The organism is Epibacterium sp. Ofav1-8, from assembly GCF_022348185.1.
Lineage (GTDB): Bacteria > Pseudomonadota > Alphaproteobacteria > Rhodobacterales > Rhodobacteraceae > Epibacterium.
On sequence record NZ_JAKRFD010000007.1, the window covers coordinates 25,258 to 46,298 of the forward strand.

A 21,041-nucleotide genomic window follows, 5' to 3' on the forward strand; every position below is an offset into this window, starting at 1 on the left:
AATTTTCGATGAAACAAGCTGTTATCGTCTCCACCGCCCGCACCGGGCTCGCCAAATCCTATCGCGGGGCGTTCAACGACACCCATGGGGCTCATATGGCAGGCCATGCCATTGAGCATGCTGTGGCGCGATCAAAGATCGACCCGGCGCTGATCGAGGACGCCTTTATCGGCTGCGGCTATCCCGAGGGCTGGACCGGTGGCAATATCGCCCGTCAGGCGGTGGTGCGCGCGGGCCTGCCGGTGTCGGTGGCGGCCGCAACAGTGAACCGGTTCTGTTCCTCGGGTTTGCAGGCGGTGGCGATGGCCAGCCATGCGATCAGTGTGGAGGGCGCGTCTGCTGCCATCGCCGGTGGCGTCGAGAGCATCAGCCAGATGCCCCCCTCGCGCCCCGCACAGCGCCGGGACACCTGGATCGAGGCGCACAAGCCCGAAGTCTACATGACCATGATCGAGACCGCTGACGTCGTCGCGCAGCGCTATGGCATCTCGCGCGAGGCCCAGGATGAGCTCGCCCTGGAAAGCCAGATGCGCACCGCGGCGGCGCAGGCCTCCGGCAAGCTGGATGACGAAATCGTGCCAATCACGGTCACGCAGAAGATCACCGACAAGGAAACCAAGGAGGTCTCCTACAAGGATGTCACCTTCTCGATGGACGATTGCAACCGTCCGAACACCACGCTTGAGGGGCTCGCCGGTCTGAACCCGGTGCGCGGTGAGGGCAATTTTGTCACCGCCGGCAACGCCTCTCAGCTCTCGGACGGGGCCGCTGCGCTGGTGGTGATGGAGGCGGAGCTTGCCGCGCAACAGGGGCTGGAGCCGCTCGGCGCGCTCAAAGGGTTTGTCACCGCCGGTTGCGAGCCCGATGAGATGGGGATCGGTCCGGTCTTTGCGGTGCCCCGCCTGCTGGAGCGTCACGGGCTCAAGGTTTCTGACATCGATCTGTGGGAGCTGAACGAGGCCTTTGCGTCCCAGGCGCTCTATTGTCGCGAGCGGTTGGAGATCGACCCGGCAATCTGCAACGTAAACGGGGGCTCCATTTCCATCGGCCACCCGTTCGGCATGACCGGGGCGCGGATGACCGGGCATCTGCTGCTGGAAGGCAAGCGGCGCGGTGCCAAGCTGGGCGTGGTCACCATGTGTATCGGCGGCGGTCAGGGTGCGGCTGGCCTGTTCGAGATTTTCTGATCGGCGGCCCGGATGGACCTGAGCTACACCGCTGAACAAGAAGCCTTTCGCGCCGAGGTGCGCGCCTTTCTCGCCGAGAAGCTGCCCGAACAGCTGAGCGAGAAAGTCCGGCTGGGCAAGCGCCTGACCAAGGCCGATATGGAGCAATGGCACGCCATTCTCAACGCGCGCGGATGGCTGGCTCCGAATTGGCCCGCCGCCTATGGCGGTGCGGAATGGGACGCGGTGCAGCGGCAGATCTTTGAAGAAGAAGCCTGTCTTGCCCATGCGCCGCGTGTGGTGCCCTTTGGCCTGACCATGCTGGCGGCGGTGCTGCTGGCGTTCGGCACCGAGCGACAGAAGCGCCACTATTTGCCGCGTATTCTGAACGGCGAGGACTGGTGGTGTCAGGGCTATTCAGAGCCGGGAGCGGGCTCCGACCTTGCCAGCCTCAAGACCCGTGCGGTGCGCGATGGCGATCACTATGTGGTCAACGGTCAGAAGACCTGGACGACCCTCGGCCAGCACGCCAACTGGATCTTCTGCCTTGTGCGCACCAACCGGGATTGCAAGCCGCAGGAGGGGATCTCCTTCCTGCTGATCGACATGGCCGCGCCGGGTGTCACGGTGCGCCCGATCACGCTGATCGATGGCGCGGCAGAAGTGAACGAGGTGTTTTTCGACAATGTGCGCGTCCCCGTCGACAACCTCGTGGGCGAGGAAAACAAGGGCTGGACCTATGCCAAATACCTGCTGACCCACGAGCGGACCAATATCGCCGGTGTCGGGTTTTCCAATGCAGCGCTGGCGACGCTGAAACACGTCGCGGCGACCACCATGTCCGGCGGCAGGCCCCTGGCGCAGAACCCGCAGTTCGCGGCGCGTGTGGCACAGGTGGAAATCGACCTGATGGCGATGCGGACGACCAATCTCCGCATGGTGTCGGCCGCGGCGCAGGGGCAGGCCCCGGGACCCGAAAGCTCGATGCTGAAGATCAAGGGCACCCAGATCCGTCAGGAGCTGACATCCCTGTTGCGCCGCGCCGCGGGACCGGATGCCTTGCCGTTCTGGCCCGATGACCTTGATGGTCCTGACACCGACATTCTCGCGCGACCGGAACATGCTCCCGCCGCCGCGCCGGGCTATTTCAACATGCGCAAGCTGTCGATCTTTGGTGGCTCCAACGAGATCCAGCGCGGCATCATCACCAAGTCCATTCTGGACCTGTGAGGAGGGAACGGCATGGATTTCACGCTGACCGAAGAGCGCGTCATGCTCAGGGACATGCTGCGGCGGTTTCTGTCCGAACAGTATGATCACGACACGCGCCAGGCCGTTCTGGCCGCGGGCGCGCCCTTTGATGCCGGCATCTGGGCGCAATTGGCGGAGCTGGGCATTCTCGGGGCCCTGTTCCCCGAGGCAAACCGCGGCTTGGGCGGCGCGGGGTTCGACATTGCTCTGGTGTTTGAGGAACTTGGCCGTGCCGGCGTGATAGAGCCCGTTTTATCCTCCGCCATCCTGGGCGGCGGCCTTGTCGCGATGCTCGCGTCCGCGGATCAGCAGGCGCTGTTGGCCGAGGTGATGGCGGGCACGACCCGGCTGGCCTTTGCCCATTCAGAACCGGGGGCCCGCTATGACCTGGCCGATGTCTCCATATCTGTGGGGGAGGGGCGCACGTTGAGCGGCATCAAGACCCACGTTCTGGGCGCGGCAGAAGCGCATATGCTGGTGGTGTCCGCGCGCGAGGGTGGGGCTGCGGGCGACACTGAGGGGCTGTCGCTGTTTCTTGTTCCTGCCGATGCGCCCGGCGTCCACATCGCGCAACATGTGACGGTTGACGGGGTCTCCGCTGGAACCGTGCGCCTTGAGAATGTGATCCTGCCCGAGACCGCGCGGCTGGGTCCGGCCGGGCGGGCCTTCGATGCGATCGAAGCGGTGTATGCACGCGGCACCCTCGCCGTAAGTGCGGAGGCGCTTGGTGCAATGGAAACCGCCAAGGAGATGACCATTTCCTACTTGAAGGAGCGCCAGCAGTTCGGGCGTCCGATCGGCAGGTTTCAAGCTTTGCAGCACCGGATGGCGGATGTGGCGATGGAGGTGGAGCAGGCGCGCTCTGCGGTGATCAATCTTGCCGGGCATCTTGAGGCCGCGCGCGGGATACGTGAGCGCAACGTGAGTGCGACCAAGAACCTGATCGGTCGGATTGGCGCATTGGTCGCCGAGGAGGCTGTACAGCTGCACGGCGGCATAGGCATGACGAATGACTATGCACTGTCTCATTTCATCCGCCGCATCGTGATGATCGATCACCTGTTTGGCGATGTCGATTACCACCTCGAACGTTTTGTCCAGCTCGATGCGGCGCTGTTGTGACGCCAGCGCTGGTGCCGACCAGGCCCGGAGGCGGCGCGGCCGGGCCATGGACAGGGCGCCGATCTGTGTGCCGGGGGCAAAGGCGCTTTTCTTGGTGTTGCAAAAGCCTGTATGATGGAACGCCAGATTGATACAGCGGGGCAGGCGATGATGCGCGAACTTGAGCAGGACCGGCGATATGCCAACACGCTGGCACGTGGCCTGCGTATCTTGCGCGCGTTTCGCCCCTCCGACAACGGCCTGGGTAATCTGGAGATTTCAGAACGCACCGGCATCCCGCGCTCGACCGTGTCTCGGCTGACCTTCACGCTCTGTGCGTTGGGATATCTGACCCACGGTCGCCATTTCGACAAGTATCGCCTTGGCCCGGCGGCGCTGGCGCTGGGCAATATCGCCTCGGCGGCGTTTGGGTTTGTGACCGTCGCCGCCCCGATCATGCAGGCCCTGGCCAATGAGGTCGGCGCATTGGTCGGGGTCGCGATTCAGGATGACGGCAACATGCTGATCGTCAAGACCTGGCGTCCGGAAGGCTCCCGCACCATTTGGCTGGATGTGGGGTACAGAATGCCGCTGCTGACCTCGTCTTCGGGGCTGTCCTATCTGGGGGCCCTGTCGCGCGAGGAACGCGAAAAGGTGGAGGGTCTGTTGCCGGAGGAGAGCTCCGGGACCTGCGAGGAACTCTGGCAGCGCGAGCGCGCCCACTTGTGGCGTGAGGGCTATGCGTTTGTGCAGGGCGAGGCGCGGTATTCGCGCTCAATCAACGCCGCTGCGACACCCTTTCGCCCGTCGGAGATCGGCGAGCCGGTGTCCTTTTTCTGCGGTGCGAATACCGACGATCTGAGCGACGCGCGCATCCACGACCAGGTTGGTCCGGCACTGGTTCAGGCGGTTGCCCAGTTGAAGGCGCTCACCGGTCAGACCGTTTCCGCCGTATCCTCCGGCTGAGGCGACACCACTGTCAAATCCCTGATACTTAACAGGCGTAGATCCGGTGGGCACGAACACCAAAGGACTTCGCCCATGGCCACCTTCCGCCCTGATCCCATACGCTTCCTGACCGGAGCAGATACCGAAGTGTCGCGCCCCAGGGCCATTTCCGAACCCGCGCAGGGTGGGAAATTCACCCCCGATGGGGAGGTGCTGCCCTTTCCCGGCAACACGGTGATCTGCCATATCGACCCCAAAAGCGATGTGCATGCGGCGCTGTGTGAAATGCAAGAGGAGGTCCGGCACAGCGATTTTGGTGCTCTCTTCACCTATCTGCCGCCGGCCAGCCTGCATATGACCGTGTTTCAAGGGATCTCGCCGGATTCGCCGGTCTGGCCCGAAGGTGTTCCGAAGGGCGCATCCCGTGACGAGGTCACAAACGTTCTGAAAACGCGGCTGGCAGGACATGACCTGCCGCAGCGCAGGCATGTTACGGCGACGGGCCTGTTTTGCGGTCATTCGGTGACGCTGGAGGGCTCCACCGACATCGAGGAGGCACGCCTGCGTGCTACCCGCGTCTCCCTGCGCGACCTTACCGGATTGCGGCACGATCATTTTGACACCTACACGTTCCATATCACGCTGGGCTACCTGCTGCGCTGGCTGGACCGTGCGGAGGCCGAGGACCTCGTGGCGTTTTCCAATCAGGTTTATGCGCGCCACGCAGCGCGGTTGTCGGCCATAGATCTCGGGCCTCTGGAGCTTTGCTCCTTTGAGGACATGCACCACTTCGAGCCGGTCACCTGACCGCACTGCACGGTCCGCACTGCATTTATGTTTGCGCTAACGCTTGCCATTCCCCGCAAGGCGCGCCAGAGTCGCGCCAACTTCGGGGCGCAGCCGCAAAGCGGGCGTGAAAGAGGCGGCAGCACTTGACCTGCGCCGCGCAAGCCTGTTTGACCCTGAGCAAGTGAAAACCTGAGCATCGGGCTCGACCGTCCGCCCCTGCGTGACAGGGGGGACCGGGCCGGAGGGGCAAAGATGTGGAATCTCATCGCTGACGTTGGCGGAACCAACATGCGGCTGGCAGCCGTGAATGCCGAGGGCGAGATCCTCGAACGGGCGCGCTATGACACCAAGGGCACGCTCAACCTGGAACAGGCCTGCGCCGATTTTGCCGCGCATCGCGGCAGCGCCCCGGGGCGGGCCGTGATTGCGGCCGCTGGCGTGGTCCGGGGCGGCTCGGTTCAGTTGACCAATGCCGATCAGAGCTTTTCAGAGCGTGGCATTGCCGCCGCGCTGAAGATCGAGCGCGCCAAGGTCCTGAATGATTTTGAGGCCGCGGCGTGGTCGCTCGCGTCGGTGGGTGAGGCGGATGTGACCGTGTTGCAAGGCCAGGCCGTGTTTCCAAAGGAACCCTGTCTGATCATCGGCCCGGGTACGGGTCTTGGCGTCGGGGCATTGGTCTGGGCCAATGGCGAGCCCTGCGTGGTTCCGGGCGAGGGGGGGCATGTGGCGCTTGGTCCACGCTCCGCCGAAGAGGTACCTATCTTTGAGGCGCTGCGCGAGGAATGGCCCGAGGTCGGCATGGGCCCGGGACTGGTTGTGGAGGCCGAAGCGATCCTGTCCGGCACCGGTCTGCCCTATTTCTATCGTGCGGTTGCCAAAAGCATGGATCTGACTGCGCCGCTGACGACAGGGGCGGAGATCTTTGAATCGGCCAAGGCCAAGCTGGATACGGCGGCCATCCGCTCGGTGCAGCTGTTTGCCCAGTATCTGGCCGGGGTGGCGGGCGATCTGGGGTTGGTGTTTGCGGCCAAGGGCGGCGTGTTCATCAGCGGTGGGGTTGCGGCGGCCAACCCCTGGATCTTTGATGCTGCTTTTGTGGCCGCCTTTAACGCGGGCGGGCGACACACGGCGTGGCGTCAGGAATTGCCGCTGCATCTCTATCATCAGCCCAATTTCGGCCTGATCGGGGCGCGGAACTACTTGCGGGCACGTTGAAATCGTCGGCGCGTCGATGGCGCCCTCTGACGGCCGCCGCGCTGTTGGATCATCGGCTGACCTGACGCTCCACCTTTGCGGGTGGGCGTGTGTCGATTGCGCGTTGAGCTTGCAGTCACAGCTTGGCATTCTGTTTTGGAAGATCAAGTATTGGACCAAACCCGTTACCCGTCAGGAGGTGCGCGTCGCAATGACGGACAAGACATTGACTACACCGAAGATTTTCACGTTTCGGGGCGCTCCGGTCATCCGCGATGCCGATCTGGCCGCGTTGTTCGACTATAGCACCGGCAACCTCAACAAGCTGGTGAACAACAATGCGGATCGTTTTGGCGAGGATTTTGCATTTCGCCTGTCTCAGGACGAGTTCGAAGACTTGAAACTCCAACTTGGAATATCAAGTGCCCACGGCGGTCTGCGCAAACCTCCGATGGTCTATACGGAGCATGGTGCAGTAATGGCGGCGACGCTGATCCGGTCGCCACGCGCCGCCGAAGCCTCGCGCTTTGTCGTGAAGACCTTTGTGGCGGCACGGCGGGGGCTGCTCTCACGGGCAAAGGGGCAGAACCTGCCACTGACGCTGCCGGTGAATGACCTGTTGCCGGTCGAGGGCAGTGAGCGACACGGGCTGGTGGCGAAACTCGATGCGGCGCTGGGCCGGGTGCTGGATGCGATCGCCGATCCGGAGCAGGAGACCACCGTGCGCGACGAGGCCCGAGCCATCGCGCTTGACGGTCTGTCAGCGATCAAGGCGCATCTGAAAAAGCAGGATATCGCCAACGAGAAAACCCTGGCCGAGGTGCAAAAGCTGCTGAAGGAAGCCGAGGCGATCGATACGGAGATCTCGGCCCGTCATATCGAGAACAACCACCGCCAGCTTGCCTATCTGGCCAAACAGCTGCGGATCGTGATCGAGGTGCAGCGCTATCTGGATCAGGGCAATGTGGAAAACTTGCTCGCGGTGCTCAAGGATCTCGGCAACTAGCCTCCTGTCAGCAGGGGCAGATTGGTTGTGGTGGCGGCAGTGGGGCGGTGCGCTTCAGCTGTCCTGTCGCCCGTCCAGCAGCTGTCCGACGTCCGCCAGGTGCTCCTGCATTGCCGCTTTTGCCGCCTCCGGTGCCCCGGCGCAAATGGCATCGGCAATGGCAGTATGTTGCTGCGACAGCCTGGCGATCTCATGCGTGCCAAGCGCCTGTTGCCGTGATCGTGTCCACTCGGCCGCCTGCCGCAGGCTGCGTATCTCCTCGAACACTGTCAGGAACACCGCATTCCCCGCCATTTCGGCAATCTTGTAGTGAAAGATGTCGTCGGCGCGCTCATAGCTGGCCAGGTCCCGTGCCTGCAAAGTCTCTTCCATCAGCCGCAGCAGGCGGGCCTTGTCCGCAGAGGTGGCGCGCTCGGCGGCCAGGGCCGCCAAGGGAGGTTCGAGCGTCCGTCTGACCTCCATCAGGTCACGCGGCGAGGCACGTCGCGCCAGCACGCCCAGACGTTCCGCACCCTGTGCCGGGGGCGGCTGCAAGAAGGTGCCCTGACCATGGCGGCGAAATATCAGCCCTTCTTGTGCCAGATCTGCAAGAACCGCCCGCAACTGAGTGCGTGACACAGACAATCGCTCCGCCAGGGTGCGTTCGGGCAGCAGTCGCCCCGCGTCAGCCAGCTCGCCACTGAGGATTGCGGCACGAAGGGCGTCCGTCCGGTGGCGCGCCGTGCTGCCCGAGGGTTTCAGAGCCATCCGATTTGTTCGGCCAGATCTGCGAACATCCGCAGCGCCGTGAGCATCAGGAACACTCCGAAACAAAGCTTTAGCGCCCGGCGCGGAATGCTGTGGGCCAGCTTTACGCCAAGACGAGCGAATGTGGTCGAGAGCGGGATGATGACCGCGGCCAGCATCAGGTTCACATAGCCGAGCGACATGGGGGGCAGGCCTTCGGCGGCAAAGCCTGTCGCCATGTAGATCAGCGCGCCGGGCAGGCCGATGATGAAACCGATGGCAGCAGAGGTGCCGACCGCTTTGCGTATGTCATACCCGAGAAAACTTAGCGTCGGCACGCAGACGGTGCCCCCGCCGATCCCCATCATCGCCGAGACCGCACCGGCAAAAACGCCAAGCGCCGCCCAGACCGGCTTGGAAAAACTGCGGGGCGCGGTGGCCTCTGCGGGTTTGCGCAGGATCATGTCGAAGGCCACCGCCATCGCAACCGTTGCAAACACTGCCAGCAACACATTGCCGGATACAACACCGCCAAGAATGCCACCGATCAGCACGCCGGTCAGGATCGAGGGCGCCCAGAGCTTGAGCAACGCGGTGTCGATCGCCCCTTTTTTGTAGTGGCCATAGCCCGAGGAGAGCGAGGTAAAGACGATGGTGGCCAGAGATGTTCCGACCGCAACCTGCATGGTCAGTGCCGGATCCATGCCGGTGAGGGAGAGCGCGAAATAGAGCGCTGGAACAATGACGATACCGCCACCAACGCCCAGCAGCCCGGCAAGGATGCCACCTGCGACGCCCGCCGCCGCTGCTACGCCTGCCAGCGGCAGGAGTGTGTCCAATTCCAACATGTCGCGCCGGCCTTCCGTTCTGCTGCGGTCTGCATTGGCGCTAAACCAGTTTGAAATTGGTTGCAACACTTCTGTCCGGAGACGACATGCCCCGCCGGGTGGCTGGGTTCAGGAGGTGGGGGCAAAGCCGCTGTGGCTGTCCAGAAGATATTGTGCAATCAGGGGTTTTGCCGCAGCGCCAAGCGCGGATGCATTGGCGCCGATCCGGCCTTCCTGGACCTCTGGCAGGAAAAGACCGCGCGCATCCAGTCGGGGCAGTTCCTCGTGGACGCGGGCAACCAGCCGGTTGCGCAGGGAGGGGGGCATGGCGCCGTCGATCACCACCGCCTGAAAATCGATCACGGCGCAGCTGGCCAGCGTCGCTCGGGCCAGCGCATGGGCGGTTTCCTCCAGCCATTGATCTGCCTGCTTGGCGATCCTGCTCCAGTCTTGCGGCTGCTGCCAGAGCACGGCGGGATCAATATCCTCGTCGACAAGCCGCCGTTCCAGCACCCGGATCGACGCCGTATCAAGCAGACGCGCCTCCCGACCGTCCGGCAGGCGCGACGGCAGGGGCCCCAACGCGCCCGCGTTGCCGTGGCTACCTTCGTAGACGGAGCCGTTCAGGATGACGCCGCCCCCAAGGAACGACGCGATAAAGAAATAGAGCCCATCGCGCCAGGCCCGGTTGCCCCCGAACATATGCTCTGCGCGGCAGGCGGCGGTGGCATCATTGATGATGAAAACCTGAAGGTTGCTGAAGCCCGCGATTTCGGTTGACGGATCCAGTTCCCGCCAGGCTTCCAGGCTGGCTTTGGGCGCTCCGACCTGTTCGTGCCAGCGCCAGAGATCAAACGGAGTGGCGACACCAATGCCACAGATACGGTCTTTGTGATCGGCGGTCATGCCCGCCTCGATGTCGCGCAGGCTGGCTTTGATAAACCCAAACACTTCGGCAGGCTGCGGGTAGCGGTAGCGCAGGCGGCGTTCCGCGTGGATGGTGCCGCTGAAATCGATCAGCAACAGGTCGGTGCTGCGGCGGCCAATTTTGATCCCGTAGGAAAAAAGCCCCTCCGGATTGATGGTCATTGGTACCGAAGGTTTGCCCACGCGACCTTTCTGGCTCTCGCCACGCAAGGTCAGCCCGTCCCGTTCAAGTTTGCGCAGGATGACGGACACCGTCTGCGATGACAGCCCGGTGCGCCGGGCCATCTCGCTGCCGGGCATGGCGCCGTCATGATGAAGGACTGAAAGCATCAATCGTTCATTGTAGGCGCGCACTTCGCTCTGGTTGGCGCCGCTGCTGTATTGGCGTGTGTCTGACATGGGCCGCTCTATGCGCTTCTCCTCGTATTGAGGCAAGAGATTGCCGCTCGCCCATTAATAAATCAAGTTGAATTATTTATTGACAGAGACCGGGAATCGCGGCTTTCTGTGGGCGAGCAGCGTACCGGCACAGCACAGAGAGGGTCGGGCGCGGTGTTCTAAAATCAGTTTCTGGGAGGAGACCATGAAGAAACTTCTGATGACCACCATTGCCGGTGTCGGCTTGATGGCAGGCGCCGCACAGGCGCAGGACACGGTGACGGCCTGCCTGATCACCAAGACAGACACCAACCCTTTCTTTGTAAAGATGAAAGAGGGCGCCACCGCCAAGGCCGAGGAACTGGGTATGGAGCTCAAGTCCTTTGCGGGCAAGATCGACGGCGATCATGAAACGCAGGTGGCCGCGATCGAGACCTGCATCGCCGATGGCGCCAAGGGGATCCTGCTGACCGCTTCGGATACGTCGTCCATCGTGCCCGCCGTGCAGCAGGCGCGGGATGCGGGCTTGCTGGTGATCGCGCTCGATACTCCGCTCAGCCCGATCGACGCGGCGGATGCGACCTTTGCCACCGACAACTTCCTTGCCGGCGAGCTGATCGGCCAGTGGGCTGCGGCCGCATTGGGAGATGAGGCCGAAAATGCCAAGATCGGCATGCTCGATCTCGCCGTCAGCCAGCCGACCGTTGGCGTCCTGCGCGATCAGGGCTTCCTCAAGGGCTTTGGCATCGACCTGGGCGATCCGAACAAATGGGGCGACGAGACCGACCCGCGCATTGTTGGCAACGACGTCACCGCCGGCAACGAGGAAGGCGGCCGGAAGGCGATGGAGAACCTGCTCGCCAAGGATCCGATGATCAACGTGGTCTACACCATCAACGAACCCGCGGCCGCAGGGGCCTATGAGGCGTTGAAATCCATCGGGCGCGAAAACGATGTGCTGATCGTGTCCGTCGATGGCGGCTGCCCCGGTGTGCAGAACGTCAAGGACGGTGTGATCGGTGCCACCTCGCAGCAATATCCGCTGATGATGGCATCGCTCGGCGTTGAGGCGATCAAGAAATGGGCCGACGAAGGTGTGAAGCCGGAGCCGACCCCGGGCAAAGAGTTCTTCGACACCGGTGTTGCACTGGTGACCGACAAGCCCGTGGACGGTGTCGACAGCATCGACACCACCGAAGGGACCAATCTCTGCTGGGGCTGATCCGTGTGGGACGGCGCGGTCTCTTGACCCGCTGACCTGATCTGGTTTCCCGGATCGATTTTGAAAAGGGGCGGCGCGCGTTCGCCGCCCCTTCGCCCCAGACCACAAAAAAAACGACACAGACCAACCCCGCCAACCCGGGTGATTTGGAGGAGTATCATGTCAACCCCGCAGAGCTATGAGGCCGCGGTTGCCGGTAGCCCGGACAAGGTGGCCGAGTTCGACCACGGCCCGCAGAGTTTCATTCAAAAGCTCCAGCATGCGCTGCATGTGACACCGTCTCTGGTGCCGCTGATCGTGTTGGTGCTGTCCATCGTGATTTTCGGCCTGCTTCTGGGCGCGAAATTCTTCTCGCCCTTTGCGCTGACGCTGATCCTCCAGCAGGTGGGGATCGTTGGGATCGTCGCCTGTGCGCAGTCGCTGGTGATCCTGACCGCCGGTATCGATCTGTCGGTCGGGGCCATCATGGTGCTGTCGTCGGTGGTGATGGGGCAGTTCACTTTCCGCTATGGATTGCCGCCGGTGATGGGGGTGGCCTGTGGCCTCGTTTGCGGCATGATCTGTGGCTATATCAATGGCTGGCTTGTGGCCAAGATGAAGCTGCCGCCCTTTATCGTGACCTTGGGCATGTGGCAGATCGTGCTGGCGACAAACTTCCTCTATTCCGCCAATGAAACCATCCGCAGCCAGGAAATTTCCGAGCAGGCTGCGTTCCTGCAGTTCTTTGGTGAAAAGATCAAAGTGGGCGGAGCCGTCTTCACCTATGGGGTGATCTTCCTCATCGCGCTGGTGCTGATCCTGGCGTATGTCCTGCGCCACACGGCGTGGGGGCGACATGTCTATGCGGTCGGCGATGACAAGGATGCAGCAGAGCTGTCCGGTGTGAACACCGACAAGGTGCTGATTTCCGTCTATGTCCTTTCCGGATTGATCTGCGCCTTTGCGGGCTGGGCCCTGATCGGCCGTATCGGATCGGTGTCTCCGACCTCGGGCCAGCTGGCCAATATCGAATCCATCACCGCTGTGGTGATCGGGGGAATCTCGCTCTTTGGCGGACGCGGCTCCGTGCTTGGTACCTTCTTCGGGGCGCTCATCGTGGGCGTCTTCACCCTGGGTCTGCGCCTTCTGGGGGCGGACGCGCAATGGACATATCTCCTCATCGGCGTGCTCATCATCGCCGCCGTGGCTGTGGACCAGTGGATCAGAAAGGTATCGGTGTAATGCAACCCATTCTCAAAGGCCGCAATCTGGTCAAACGCTACGGCAAGGTGACCGCGCTCGATCACTGTGACTTTGACCTGATGCCGGGGGAAATCCTCGCGGTGATCGGGGACAATGGCGCCGGTAAATCCACCCTGATCAAGGCACTGTCGGGCGCGGTGATCCCGGACGAGGGCACTGTGGAGCTGGACGGCAAACCGGTCGATTTCCACTCCCCCATCGACGCCCGGGAGGCAGGGATCGAGACGGTGTATCAAACGCTTGCCATGTCGCCCGCGCTTTCGATTGCCGACAACATGTTCATGGGGCGTGAACTGCGCAAGCCGGGCTGGCGGGGTCAGGTCCTGCGCCAGTTGGACCGCAGCCGGATGGAGGAGATCGCCCGCGAAAAGCTCAACGACCTGGGTCTGTTGACGATCCAGAACATCAACCAGGCGGTGGAAACCCTGTCAGGCGGTCAGCGCCAGGGTGTGGCCGTGGCGCGGGCTGCCGCGTTCGGGTCGAAGGTGATTATCCTCGACGAGCCGACGGCCGCGCTTGGCGTCAAGGAAAGCCGCCGGGTGCTGGAGTTGATCCAGGACGTGAAATCGCGCGGTATTCCGATCATTCTCATCAGCCACAACATGCCGCATGTGTTTGAGGTCGCAGACCGCATCCATGTGCATCGCCTGGGCAAGCGGCTTTGCGTGATCGACCCGAAACAACACGAAATGTCGGATGCGGTGGCCTATATGACCGGTGCCAAGGAACCAGATCCGGCGCTTTCTGCGGCATGATGCAGGTGGCCGAAGAGGCGCTCTGCGCAGCGGTTCTGAGCCGTCTCGACCTCCATGCCGACAAACGCTGTCTGGTGGCGCTATCGGGCGCCCCGGGCAGCGGCAAGTCGACGCTGTCGGGCCCTTTGGCGCAGCAGATGACGGAGCAGGGGATCGCGGCCGAGGTGGTGCCTATGGATGGGTTTCACCTGGACAACGGGCTGCTGGAAAAGCGGGATCTCTTGGCGCGCAAAGGGGCGCCGGAGACCTTTGACCTGGCCGGGTTTTCCCATCTGTGCCGCAGGCTCCGGCATGAGGATCACGTGATCTATCCGCTGTTCGACCGCAACCGAGACGCGGCAATCGCAGGTGCGGGGGAGGTCACGCCGGCGTGTCGCGTCGTCATTGTCGAAGGCAACTATCTTCTGTTTGACGAACCCGGCTGGCGTGATCTTTTCCGGCTGTGGGACGTGTCGATCCGAATGGAGGTGCCGCTCGCGGAACTGGAAACACGCCTGATCCGGCGCTGGCGGCAGCAGGGGCTAGGTCCCGAAGCTGCACTGGTGCGTGCGCGTTCCAATGATCTTGCAAATGCGGCGCGGATTGCAGCCGCGCAGCTGCCGGCTGACCTGATGGTGGGCTAAGGCCGGGAGGCCCGGGTCAGACCTCCGCCCCCGTATCCGACATCGCCCCCGTACCCGACCTCGCCCAAGGAGGCGGGGCAAACGGGTCTAGCCATGGGCGGCGTCGCCGGTTGCGGAGGAAGCCGCCTCGGCAGGCGGCAGGCTGTTCAGGAACCCTCGCACATCGCTGAGACTGCGCAGCACATGGATTTGCTTCTCCGCTGGAGCGTGCTGGATCAGGTGCTGGATTTGCTGCCGCGATGTGTGGCGTGTGCGCCAGATGAAACGAAAGAAGTCGAGGTTGAATTGCTCGGGGCAGCCCTCGGGCATATCCGGGCGACTACGTCCCCAGTAAAGAGCAGAGCGACGGATTACCCGCCAGAACCGCAAACCAAGCGGAACATCAAGCCAGATCACCGTATCGGCACGCGACAGGCGCTCTCTCCATGTTGCGGAATGGCCCCCTTCGAAGATCCATTCCGGGCGCGCATGGACCTCCGCGCAGCGGCGGGTTTTTTCATCCCGTGGGCGCTCCACCCACCCGGGTGCCCAATGAATGTGATCGATATGAACCACCGGCAGCCCCGTGCGGGCGCCGAGTTTGCGTGCCAGTGTGGATTTGCCGGAGCCCGGTTGGCCAATGATCATTACCCGTTTCATTCCAGACTCCCGGCCAGTTAATGTGCGTCGATACCCAAGGCGACGAGAGCTACCACCAGGGGTTGCATATGACAAGGCGCGTCGCGCGCCATGCGTGGCGCGTATTGATCCCGCTGCCGGGATCACGCCGGCGGGAAGCACTGCCTCAGATCCGTGTATCGCGGTGCCCAGCCCGTCGCCTGTGCAAGGCGCCTTGCAGAGAGCCGTTGATCGAGCATGGGACCCTCCGCCCAGGCGCCTTCACTGGCCAGCACCTCGGCTCGGGAACGGCAGACGTAGGGGGTGGTTTGCCCGTGAGAGCGTGCAAGGATACCTGCGATCTCTGCCACCGGAACGCCGGTCTGAGCGACCGCATTGTAATGCCCCGTGAGCCCCTGCAGCTCGAGCAGCAGGCGATAGGCCCGCGCCAGGTCGTCTCGGTGAATGAGCGGCCAGCGGGTGCTGGCCTTTCCCCAGATCTCGATCGGGCGTTGTGTCCGGACCTGCCGGAGCATCTGCTCCAGCACGCCACCTTCGGCGTGGTAGACCATGGCGGGATGAAGGACGGCGGTTGAAAGTGCAGGCGACGCCAGGAGGCGCCGGGCGTGGTCCACCATCCAGGCAAAGGCGGGGATCGGCGCGAAGCGATCCGTCTCGGTGGCAAGGGTACCGCCGGTGTCACCATAGAGCCAGCACCCACCGGTATAGACCACACGCAGAGGTGTCGCGCGCTTTTCAGCCTGTTTGAGCAACATGCGCACGACGCCGAGGTCGGCGGCGGCCATGTTGTTGTCAAAGGTGGCAGCGGCGTGGATCACGGCCTCCTGATCCTGGAGGGCATCTGCCCAACCGTCCGGGTCACATAGATCGCCAGCAAGGGGTGTTGCCCCGAGTTTGGCGACGGTCGCGGCACTGCGTTGCGACCGGCACAGGGCGGTGACGTCATGCCCTGTGCCGAGCAGTTCTTTTAGGATGGCTGTGCCGATGGTGCCGGTGGCACCAAGCAGGAAAACGCGCATGGATCAGACCTCTGCAAAAGGATGTCCAGCTCTCTGTGCAGGCTCAACCATGGTTGAGGGCAAGCGTTTTCTCGGCAGGGGGGCCTAGGTTTATAGGCCGGGTCCGCCAACGGGAAGGTTAGACAGCGGACGCGCATGAACGTGGCCCGGCAGTAAACGGGGCGCTGTGGCGCGCCCCGTCTGAGTTTGATCGGTCGTCGGTGCGGCCCTTAGGCGAAATAGACGCCAGCCTCTGCCATCGGCAGTTCGGCCACAACGGTTTCACCTGCGGAAAGACCTGCGATCGCATTGGCCAGGGCAGGTGCCGACGGCGGCGTGCCCGGTTCGCCAATACCTGTCGGGGCAATGGTGGAAGGCACGATATGGGTTTCGATCTGCTTGATGTCAGAGATCCGAAGAGGCTCATAGTCCGGGAAGTTCGATTGCTCCACCTCACCGCCGGCGAGGGTGATCTGATCTCGCATGGCATGACCGATCCCGTATCCGATACCGCCTTCCAGCTGGGCTCTGATCACATCCGGGTTGATGGCGATGCCGCAGTCGACCGCGGCGGTGACCTTTTCGATCACGATGCCATCATCCGGATTGCCGGAGACCTCTACGACCTCGGCGACATAGGATCCGAACGACTTGTGCACGGCGATGCCCTGGCTGCGTCCTTCGGGGGCCTGACCCCAACCGGCCTTTTCCGCGACCAGTTTCAGAACGCCTGCCTTGCGGGTCTGATCGGCGCCGTCGCCGGTCAGATGGGCGAGGCGGAATTCGACCGGATCCCGTCCCGCGGCGCGGGCGGCCATATCCATCATGGTTTCCATGACGTAGGCCGTGTGGGTGTGCCCAACCGAGCGCCACCACAGCACCGAGGTTGCCTTTTGCGTGTCGGTGAGGCCAACCGCCATGCCGGGGATCTGATAGGGGCTGTCGCCAATACCCTCGACCGAGGAATGATCGACACCGTCGTGAACGGACATGGGTTCAAACGCGGTGCCTTTCATGATCGACTGGCCGGCGACCTGGTGTTCCCAGCCCGCAATCGTGCCATCCGCGTTCAACCCGACACGCACCTTATGGCCAAACGCGGGGCGATAGTAGCCGCCGCGAATGTCGTCTTCGCGGGTCCAGACCAGTTTGACCGGGCGTGAGCGATCCGTCATCGCAAAGGCGAGACCCGCTTCTACCTGATAGTCCGCATCCGGTGTCGCGCGGCGCCCGAAGGACCCACCTGCGAGCATTGTCTTGATGTGGATCTTCTCCGCCGGCAGGTCAAAGATCTGCTGATAGGCCATATGCGGCCCGGTCGGCATCTGGGCGCCATCATGCAGCACGATGTCCCCCTCGGCGGTCTGCTCGATGGTGCAGTTCAAGGGCTCCATCGGCGCATGCGCCAGCAAGGGGAAATAGAAGGTCTGCTCCAGGACGGTATCCGCCGCGTCCACGGCGGATTTGACAGCCGCGCGATCCGCCTTGTTGACGTTATAGGTGGGCTCCCCGTCGAGCGCGGTCATGATCTCCTCGCGGATTTCCGCGCTTGATCGGGTTTCAGCCGCGGCCATGTCCCATTCGACCTCCAGCGCCTCGCGGGCCTGGATCGCCGCCCAGGTGTTTTCCGCATAGACCGCAACGCCGTGTTTGGTGGGCAGGGTCTGGGCCATGATGAAGCCTTTGACGTCCTTCGCGGCGCTGTCATCGAAGGAGACCACAAGCCCGCCGCGCTGCGGCGTGCGCTTGATCATGGTGACCATCTGGTTGGGCAGCTGCACATCTATGGCGAATTGCGCCTGACCATTGACCTTGGCCGGGCTGTCGAGGCGGCGGGTCTCGGGGCTGCCGATGATTTTCCACTCCGACGGCGCGCGCAAACGCGGGTTTTCCGGCGGCGTCATCTCGGCGGCAGCGGCGACAAAATCGCGCAGCGGCGCGCTGTTGTCCGCGCCGGTGATCTGACCGTCGACGATGTCGAGCGTCGCCGGGTCAACGCCCCAGGCCTGTGCGGCGGCGGCAATCAGCATTTCGCGGGCGGTGGCCCCGGCGGTGCGGTATTGTTCCCAGGAATTGGCGATCGCGGTGGAGCCGCCAGTGCCCTGAAAGGCGCCAAAAAACAGGTTGTTGTAGACCTGCGGATCGGAAGGGGCAAATTCGAAATCGATCTGCTCCATGGTCACGCCAAGCTCTTCGGCGATGATGGTGCTGAGGCCGGTGGAGGGGCCCTGACCCATTTCGAAGTGCTTGACGATGGCAAAGACCTTGCCATTGGCATCGATTTTCACAAACGGGGTGAGCATGGCGTCGGCGGATTGACCTGCGGCCATGGCGCCCTTGGCGGTGGCGCCGACAAACAGGACGGCACCGGCTGCGGCTGCGGATTTCAGGAACCCGCGACGGGAGGTGTTCAAGGTCATGATCTCAGGCCTCCATGATTTCGGATGCGCGCAGTACGGCGGCGCGGATGCGTTGATAGGTGGCGCAGCGGCAGGCGTTGCCCCACATGTAGCTGTCGATGTCGTCGGCGGTGGGTTTGGGCGTTTCGCGCAGCAGGCCGACGGCGGACATGATCTGGCCGGACTGGCAATAGCCGCATTGCACCACGTCCAGCTCGGTCCAGGCCTGCTGGACGGCGGCGCCGATCTTGTCGTCCTGCATGGCCTCAATGGTGGTGATTTCGGCATCCTCGATGTCGTCGACATAGGTCTGGCACGAGCGCACCGGCTCGCCATCCAGATGCACGGTGCAGGCGCCGCAGGAGGCAACGCCACAGCCAAATTTCGTGCCGGTCATCTTGAGGTCATCGCGGATCACCCAGAGCAGCGGGGTGCCTGGTTCGGCGTCGACCGTCTTGGTCTCGCCGTTGATTTTAAGGGTAAAGCTCATGGCTTAGGATCTCCTGTTGGGGTGGCGGCCCATCCTGAACCGGTGAGCCAATGCCTGCAGGGCGACGGCGGGCGGGGCAAAGCGCGTGCCGCGAAGCCGTCTGGTGGTATCTAAAAGATAGGCGGCAGGGGGGCAGGTTCAAAAACAATTGATGCCAATGTTCATGCAGATGAGGCCAATGGTGTTTCGCGTCAGGCTGCGCCTGACACGACCGGCGGGGGCGCGGGCTCGTTGAGCCCGCGCCCCCGCGCCCCCGAACCGATGTCAGGCAGAGGCCTCCTGCCGTTGGACGCCCGGGTCTAGAGCGATGCCACCAGATCTCCGGCCGCAAGTCGCGCCCGGGCCTGCAAGGGGGTCAGACCGGTCCAGTTGCGAAAGGCGCGATAGAAGGAATTCGGATCGCTGTAGGCCAGGAGATAGGAGATTTCCTCGACGCTGATGTCGTCCTGACGCAGATAATGGAGCGACAGCTCGGTGCGGGTTTCATCAAGGATCGACTGGAAGGTCACCGCCTCCCGCGCCAGATGGCGATACAGCGTGCGTTTGGACATCACCATCTGGCGACACACCGCATCTGCCGTGGCGTGACCGGACGGCAGCAATTCCAACAGCGCTGCCTTGACCCGTGCAGAGGTGGGTTGGCTGGCGCGCCAGTCCAGCATCTGGCGGCGCAGCTCCTTTTCAAAGGCGGGCCAGATCTCCGTGGCCTCGGAAATCAGGCGTCGGGTGCTGTCCTCCGGTGCGAGCAGGAAGCTCAGGCTGTCGCCGGTTGTGATCTCGCAGCCCACATCGGCCTCCAGTGCTGCCATGTCGATTTCAAGGGACAGGACCGAAGCCGGAAGCGTCACAGCCAGCGGCACCACGTGACAGGCCGTGCAGGCGCGGATGAGTTCCAGGAAAAACACCAGCTCAAAGACAGACATGCCCGCCGGCACGGGGCAATCCGGCATGGTGGAGGTGACAATCACCCGCGTGCGGCCCTCCATCTGGGCACAGGTGATCTGCACGGGCGCAACCAGCGGTTTGAAGACGTTGAGCCGCTCCAGCCCGGTCACCACATCCGGGCTGCAGGAAAAGGCAAGCAAGGCGGGCTTGAAGGGGGTCCGTGCCGAGGTCTTTGCAAGATGCAGTACGGTATCCAGCGACCCGGCTTCGGCAAATGTCGCCTCCCAGAGGTCAAAGATCTGGCGACCGGACACCCCGCGCTGTTCGTGATCGAGCAGGTCGACTGGCAATCCGGCACGGCGCATGATCCGTTCGGGATCGATTTGCAGCAAGGCGCAACACCCTTTCAGAGTTTTGACAAAGGGGAAACGCTCTGCTTGCGCCATGGGGACCTCATGTTTCGGGTTGGCCGGTGGAGGCAGGAAGATCCCTAGTAGATCGGTACAAATGGTCGCGGTGCAAGGGGCAGGGCCTCAATTCACACGGAGTGGCATTATTTGCAGGTCTGGTGGCGCGATTTGCAGAATCTACCCATCCAGAATGATCGCGGCTCCTGCGGTTTTGCCGGTAGATCGAGCGCGGTTTGGCATATCGGAGACAGGACAGGCACAGCGCCCTTTGGCGCGGTGCTTTTGAATTGGGTGCGATCCGCGTCGCGCCTTTGCCACCAGTGGTACGGGCGGCAAAGGCGAGGTGCGGTAGGTGAGCGTACCGGCCAGGCAGGGAGGGATCTTGCCACCCCGTTCGGGCCTCTGTCCTGTCGCGGGACCGCCTGCGTGGGGGTCAGGCGCGTTCCAACTGGCTGGCTTCGCGGGCCAGCTCTTCGATCGCCTTCCAGTCGCCCGCCTCGACCAGTTTGGCAGGTGCAACCCAGCTGCCACCGGCGCAGATCACGTTCGACAGGCTCAGGTAGCTGTTGGCATTGGCCGGGCTGACGCCGCCGGTGGGGCAGAAGGAGATTTGCGGCAAGGGCGCGCCAATGGCCTTGAGTGCGGGCGCACCGCCAGAGGCTTCGGCGGGGAAGAATTTCAGCATGTCATAGCCCAGTTCTAGCAGCGCCATGGCCTCGGATGCGGTGGCAGCCCCCGGCAGCATCGGCAGATCGGCGGCCAGTGCGGCGTCCAGCAACAGCGGCGTGGAGCCGGGGGAGACACCGAATTTGGCGCCCGCTGCAACGGCGGCGGTGACATCGGCGGGGGTGACCAGCGTACCGGCACCGACAACGCCGCCTTCGACCTGTGCCATTTCGCGGATCACATCGAGGGCTGCGGGCGTGCGCAGGGTGACTTCCAGTGCGGGCAGGCCACCAGCCACCAGCGCCTCGGCCAGGGGGCGGGCGTGTGCAACATCGTGGACGACCAGAACCGGAACGATGGGGGCCAGCGCGCAAATCTCGCGCGCCTGTTTACTGGCGTCTTGCGGGGTAAGGGCCATGG

At 63.3% G+C, this 21,041-nt stretch carries 20 protein-coding genes; 11 read left to right on the forward strand and 9 right to left on the reverse strand.

Annotation, left to right across the window (positions count from 1 at the left end; genetic code table 11):
• The first annotated feature begins 8 nt into the window (after window positions 1-8).
• The 7 genes from MHM97_RS12485 to MHM97_RS12515 all read left to right on the forward strand — a co-directional run bounded on the left by MHM97_RS12485 (window position 9) and on the right by MHM97_RS12515 (window position 7,455).
• Window positions 9-1,187, forward strand: a complete 1,179-nt coding sequence (locus tag MHM97_RS12485) for an acetyl-CoA C-acyltransferase (RefSeq protein WP_239322691.1) — start codon at window positions 9-11, stop codon at window positions 1,185-1,187.
• A 12-nt stretch (window positions 1,188-1,199) separates the two neighbouring features.
• Entirely contained in the window at window positions 1,200-2,396 is a 1,197-nt protein-coding gene (locus MHM97_RS12490) for an acyl-CoA dehydrogenase family protein (protein WP_239322692.1), read from the forward strand.
• A gap of 12 nt (window positions 2,397-2,408) precedes the next feature.
• On the forward strand, window positions 2,409-3,539 hold the full coding sequence (locus tag MHM97_RS12495; RefSeq protein WP_239322693.1) for an acyl-CoA dehydrogenase family protein: 1,131 nt from the start codon (window positions 2,409-2,411) through the stop codon (window positions 3,537-3,539).
• 114 nt (window positions 3,540-3,653) lie between these two features.
• Complete coding sequence (locus MHM97_RS12500) at window positions 3,654-4,484, forward strand: IclR family transcriptional regulator (protein WP_370645725.1); 831 nt, start codon at window positions 3,654-3,656, stop codon at window positions 4,482-4,484.
• Window positions 4,485-4,559: 75 nt separating this feature from the next.
• Window positions 4,560-5,273 carry a DUF1868 domain-containing protein gene (locus tag MHM97_RS12505; RefSeq protein WP_239322694.1) on the forward strand — a complete coding sequence of 238 codons (714 nt, stop codon included), beginning with the start codon at window positions 4,560-4,562 and terminating at the stop codon, window positions 5,271-5,273.
• 234 nt (window positions 5,274-5,507) lie between these two features.
• Window positions 5,508-6,470 carry a glucokinase gene (locus MHM97_RS12510; RefSeq protein ID WP_239322695.1) on the forward strand — a complete coding sequence of 321 codons (963 nt, stop codon included), beginning with the start codon at window positions 5,508-5,510 and terminating at the stop codon, window positions 6,468-6,470.
• Window positions 6,471-6,660: 190 nt separating this feature from the next.
• On the forward strand, window positions 6,661-7,455 hold the full coding sequence (locus MHM97_RS12515; protein ID WP_239322696.1) for an ORF6N domain-containing protein: 795 nt from the start codon (window positions 6,661-6,663) through the stop codon (window positions 7,453-7,455).
• A 54-nt stretch (window positions 7,456-7,509) separates the two neighbouring features.
• Here the strand turns inward: MHM97_RS12515 and MHM97_RS12520 are convergent, their stop codons facing one another.
• The 3 genes from MHM97_RS12520 to MHM97_RS12530 form a co-directional block, all read right to left on the reverse strand.
• Entirely contained in the window at window positions 7,510-8,202 is a 693-nt protein-coding gene (locus MHM97_RS12520; protein ID WP_239322697.1) for a FadR/GntR family transcriptional regulator, read from the reverse strand.
• Window positions 8,193-9,029: a sulfite exporter TauE/SafE family protein gene (locus tag MHM97_RS12525; protein WP_239322698.1), complete on the reverse strand. Its 837-nt coding sequence runs from the start codon at window positions 9,027-9,029 to the stop codon at window positions 8,193-8,195. Before MHM97_RS12525 ends, MHM97_RS12520 begins: the two co-directional genes overlap by 10 nt.
• A gap of 108 nt (window positions 9,030-9,137) precedes the next feature.
• On the reverse strand, window positions 9,138-10,334 hold the full coding sequence (locus tag MHM97_RS12530; protein ID WP_239322699.1) for an ROK family transcriptional regulator: 1,197 nt from the start codon (window positions 10,332-10,334) through the stop codon (window positions 9,138-9,140).
• 184 nt (window positions 10,335-10,518) lie between these two features.
• Here MHM97_RS12530 and MHM97_RS12535 point away from each other — a divergent pair, with 184 nt between their 5' ends.
• The 4 genes from MHM97_RS12535 (at window position 10,519) to MHM97_RS12550 (ending at window position 14,155) form a co-directional block, all read left to right on the forward strand.
• On the forward strand, window positions 10,519-11,535 hold the full coding sequence (locus MHM97_RS12535) for a sugar ABC transporter substrate-binding protein (protein ID WP_239322700.1): 1,017 nt from the start codon (window positions 10,519-10,521) through the stop codon (window positions 11,533-11,535).
• Window positions 11,536-11,694: 159 nt separating this feature from the next.
• Window positions 11,695-12,756: an ABC transporter permease gene (locus MHM97_RS12540; RefSeq protein ID WP_239322701.1), complete on the forward strand. Its 1,062-nt coding sequence runs from the start codon at window positions 11,695-11,697 to the stop codon at window positions 12,754-12,756.
• Window positions 12,756-13,532: an ATP-binding cassette domain-containing protein gene (locus MHM97_RS12545; RefSeq protein WP_239322702.1), complete on the forward strand. Its 777-nt coding sequence runs from the start codon at window positions 12,756-12,758 to the stop codon at window positions 13,530-13,532. The genes MHM97_RS12540 and MHM97_RS12545 overlap by 1 nt, the downstream gene beginning before the upstream one ends.
• Window positions 13,529-14,155, forward strand: a complete 627-nt coding sequence (locus tag MHM97_RS12550; protein ID WP_239322703.1) for a nucleoside/nucleotide kinase family protein — start codon at window positions 13,529-13,531, stop codon at window positions 14,153-14,155. Before MHM97_RS12545 ends, MHM97_RS12550 begins: the two co-directional genes overlap by 4 nt.
• 87 nt (window positions 14,156-14,242) lie before the next feature.
• Here MHM97_RS12550 and MHM97_RS12555 read toward each other — a convergent pair whose 3' ends face one another.
• The 6 genes from MHM97_RS12555 to eda all read right to left on the reverse strand — a co-directional run bounded on the left by MHM97_RS12555 (window position 14,243) and on the right by eda (window position 21,039).
• Window positions 14,243-14,794 (reverse strand): AAA family ATPase, encoded by a 552-nt coding sequence (locus MHM97_RS12555; RefSeq protein WP_239322704.1) that lies wholly within the window; start codon window positions 14,792-14,794, stop codon window positions 14,243-14,245.
• Between the two features lie 122 nt (window positions 14,795-14,916).
• Window positions 14,917-15,792: an NAD-dependent epimerase/dehydratase family protein gene (locus tag MHM97_RS12560; protein ID WP_239322705.1), complete on the reverse strand. Its 876-nt coding sequence runs from the start codon at window positions 15,790-15,792 to the stop codon at window positions 14,917-14,919.
• Window positions 15,793-16,001: 209 nt separating this feature from the next.
• Complete coding sequence (locus tag MHM97_RS12565) at window positions 16,002-18,191, reverse strand: xanthine dehydrogenase family protein molybdopterin-binding subunit (protein ID WP_239322706.1); 2,190 nt, start codon at window positions 18,189-18,191, stop codon at window positions 16,002-16,004.
• 4 nt (window positions 18,192-18,195) lie between these two features.
• Complete coding sequence (locus MHM97_RS12570) at window positions 18,196-18,660, reverse strand: (2Fe-2S)-binding protein (protein ID WP_239322707.1); 465 nt, start codon at window positions 18,658-18,660, stop codon at window positions 18,196-18,198.
• Between the two features lie 299 nt (window positions 18,661-18,959).
• Window positions 18,960-19,937 carry an AraC family transcriptional regulator gene (locus tag MHM97_RS12575; protein WP_239322708.1) on the reverse strand — a complete coding sequence of 326 codons (978 nt, stop codon included), beginning with the start codon at window positions 19,935-19,937 and terminating at the stop codon, window positions 18,960-18,962.
• A gap of 451 nt (window positions 19,938-20,388) precedes the next feature.
• Window positions 20,389-21,039, reverse strand: a complete 651-nt coding sequence (eda, locus tag MHM97_RS12580; protein ID WP_239322709.1) for a bifunctional 4-hydroxy-2-oxoglutarate aldolase/2-dehydro-3-deoxy-phosphogluconate aldolase — start codon at window positions 21,037-21,039, stop codon at window positions 20,389-20,391.
• Window positions 21,040-21,041 lie beyond the last annotated feature (2 nt).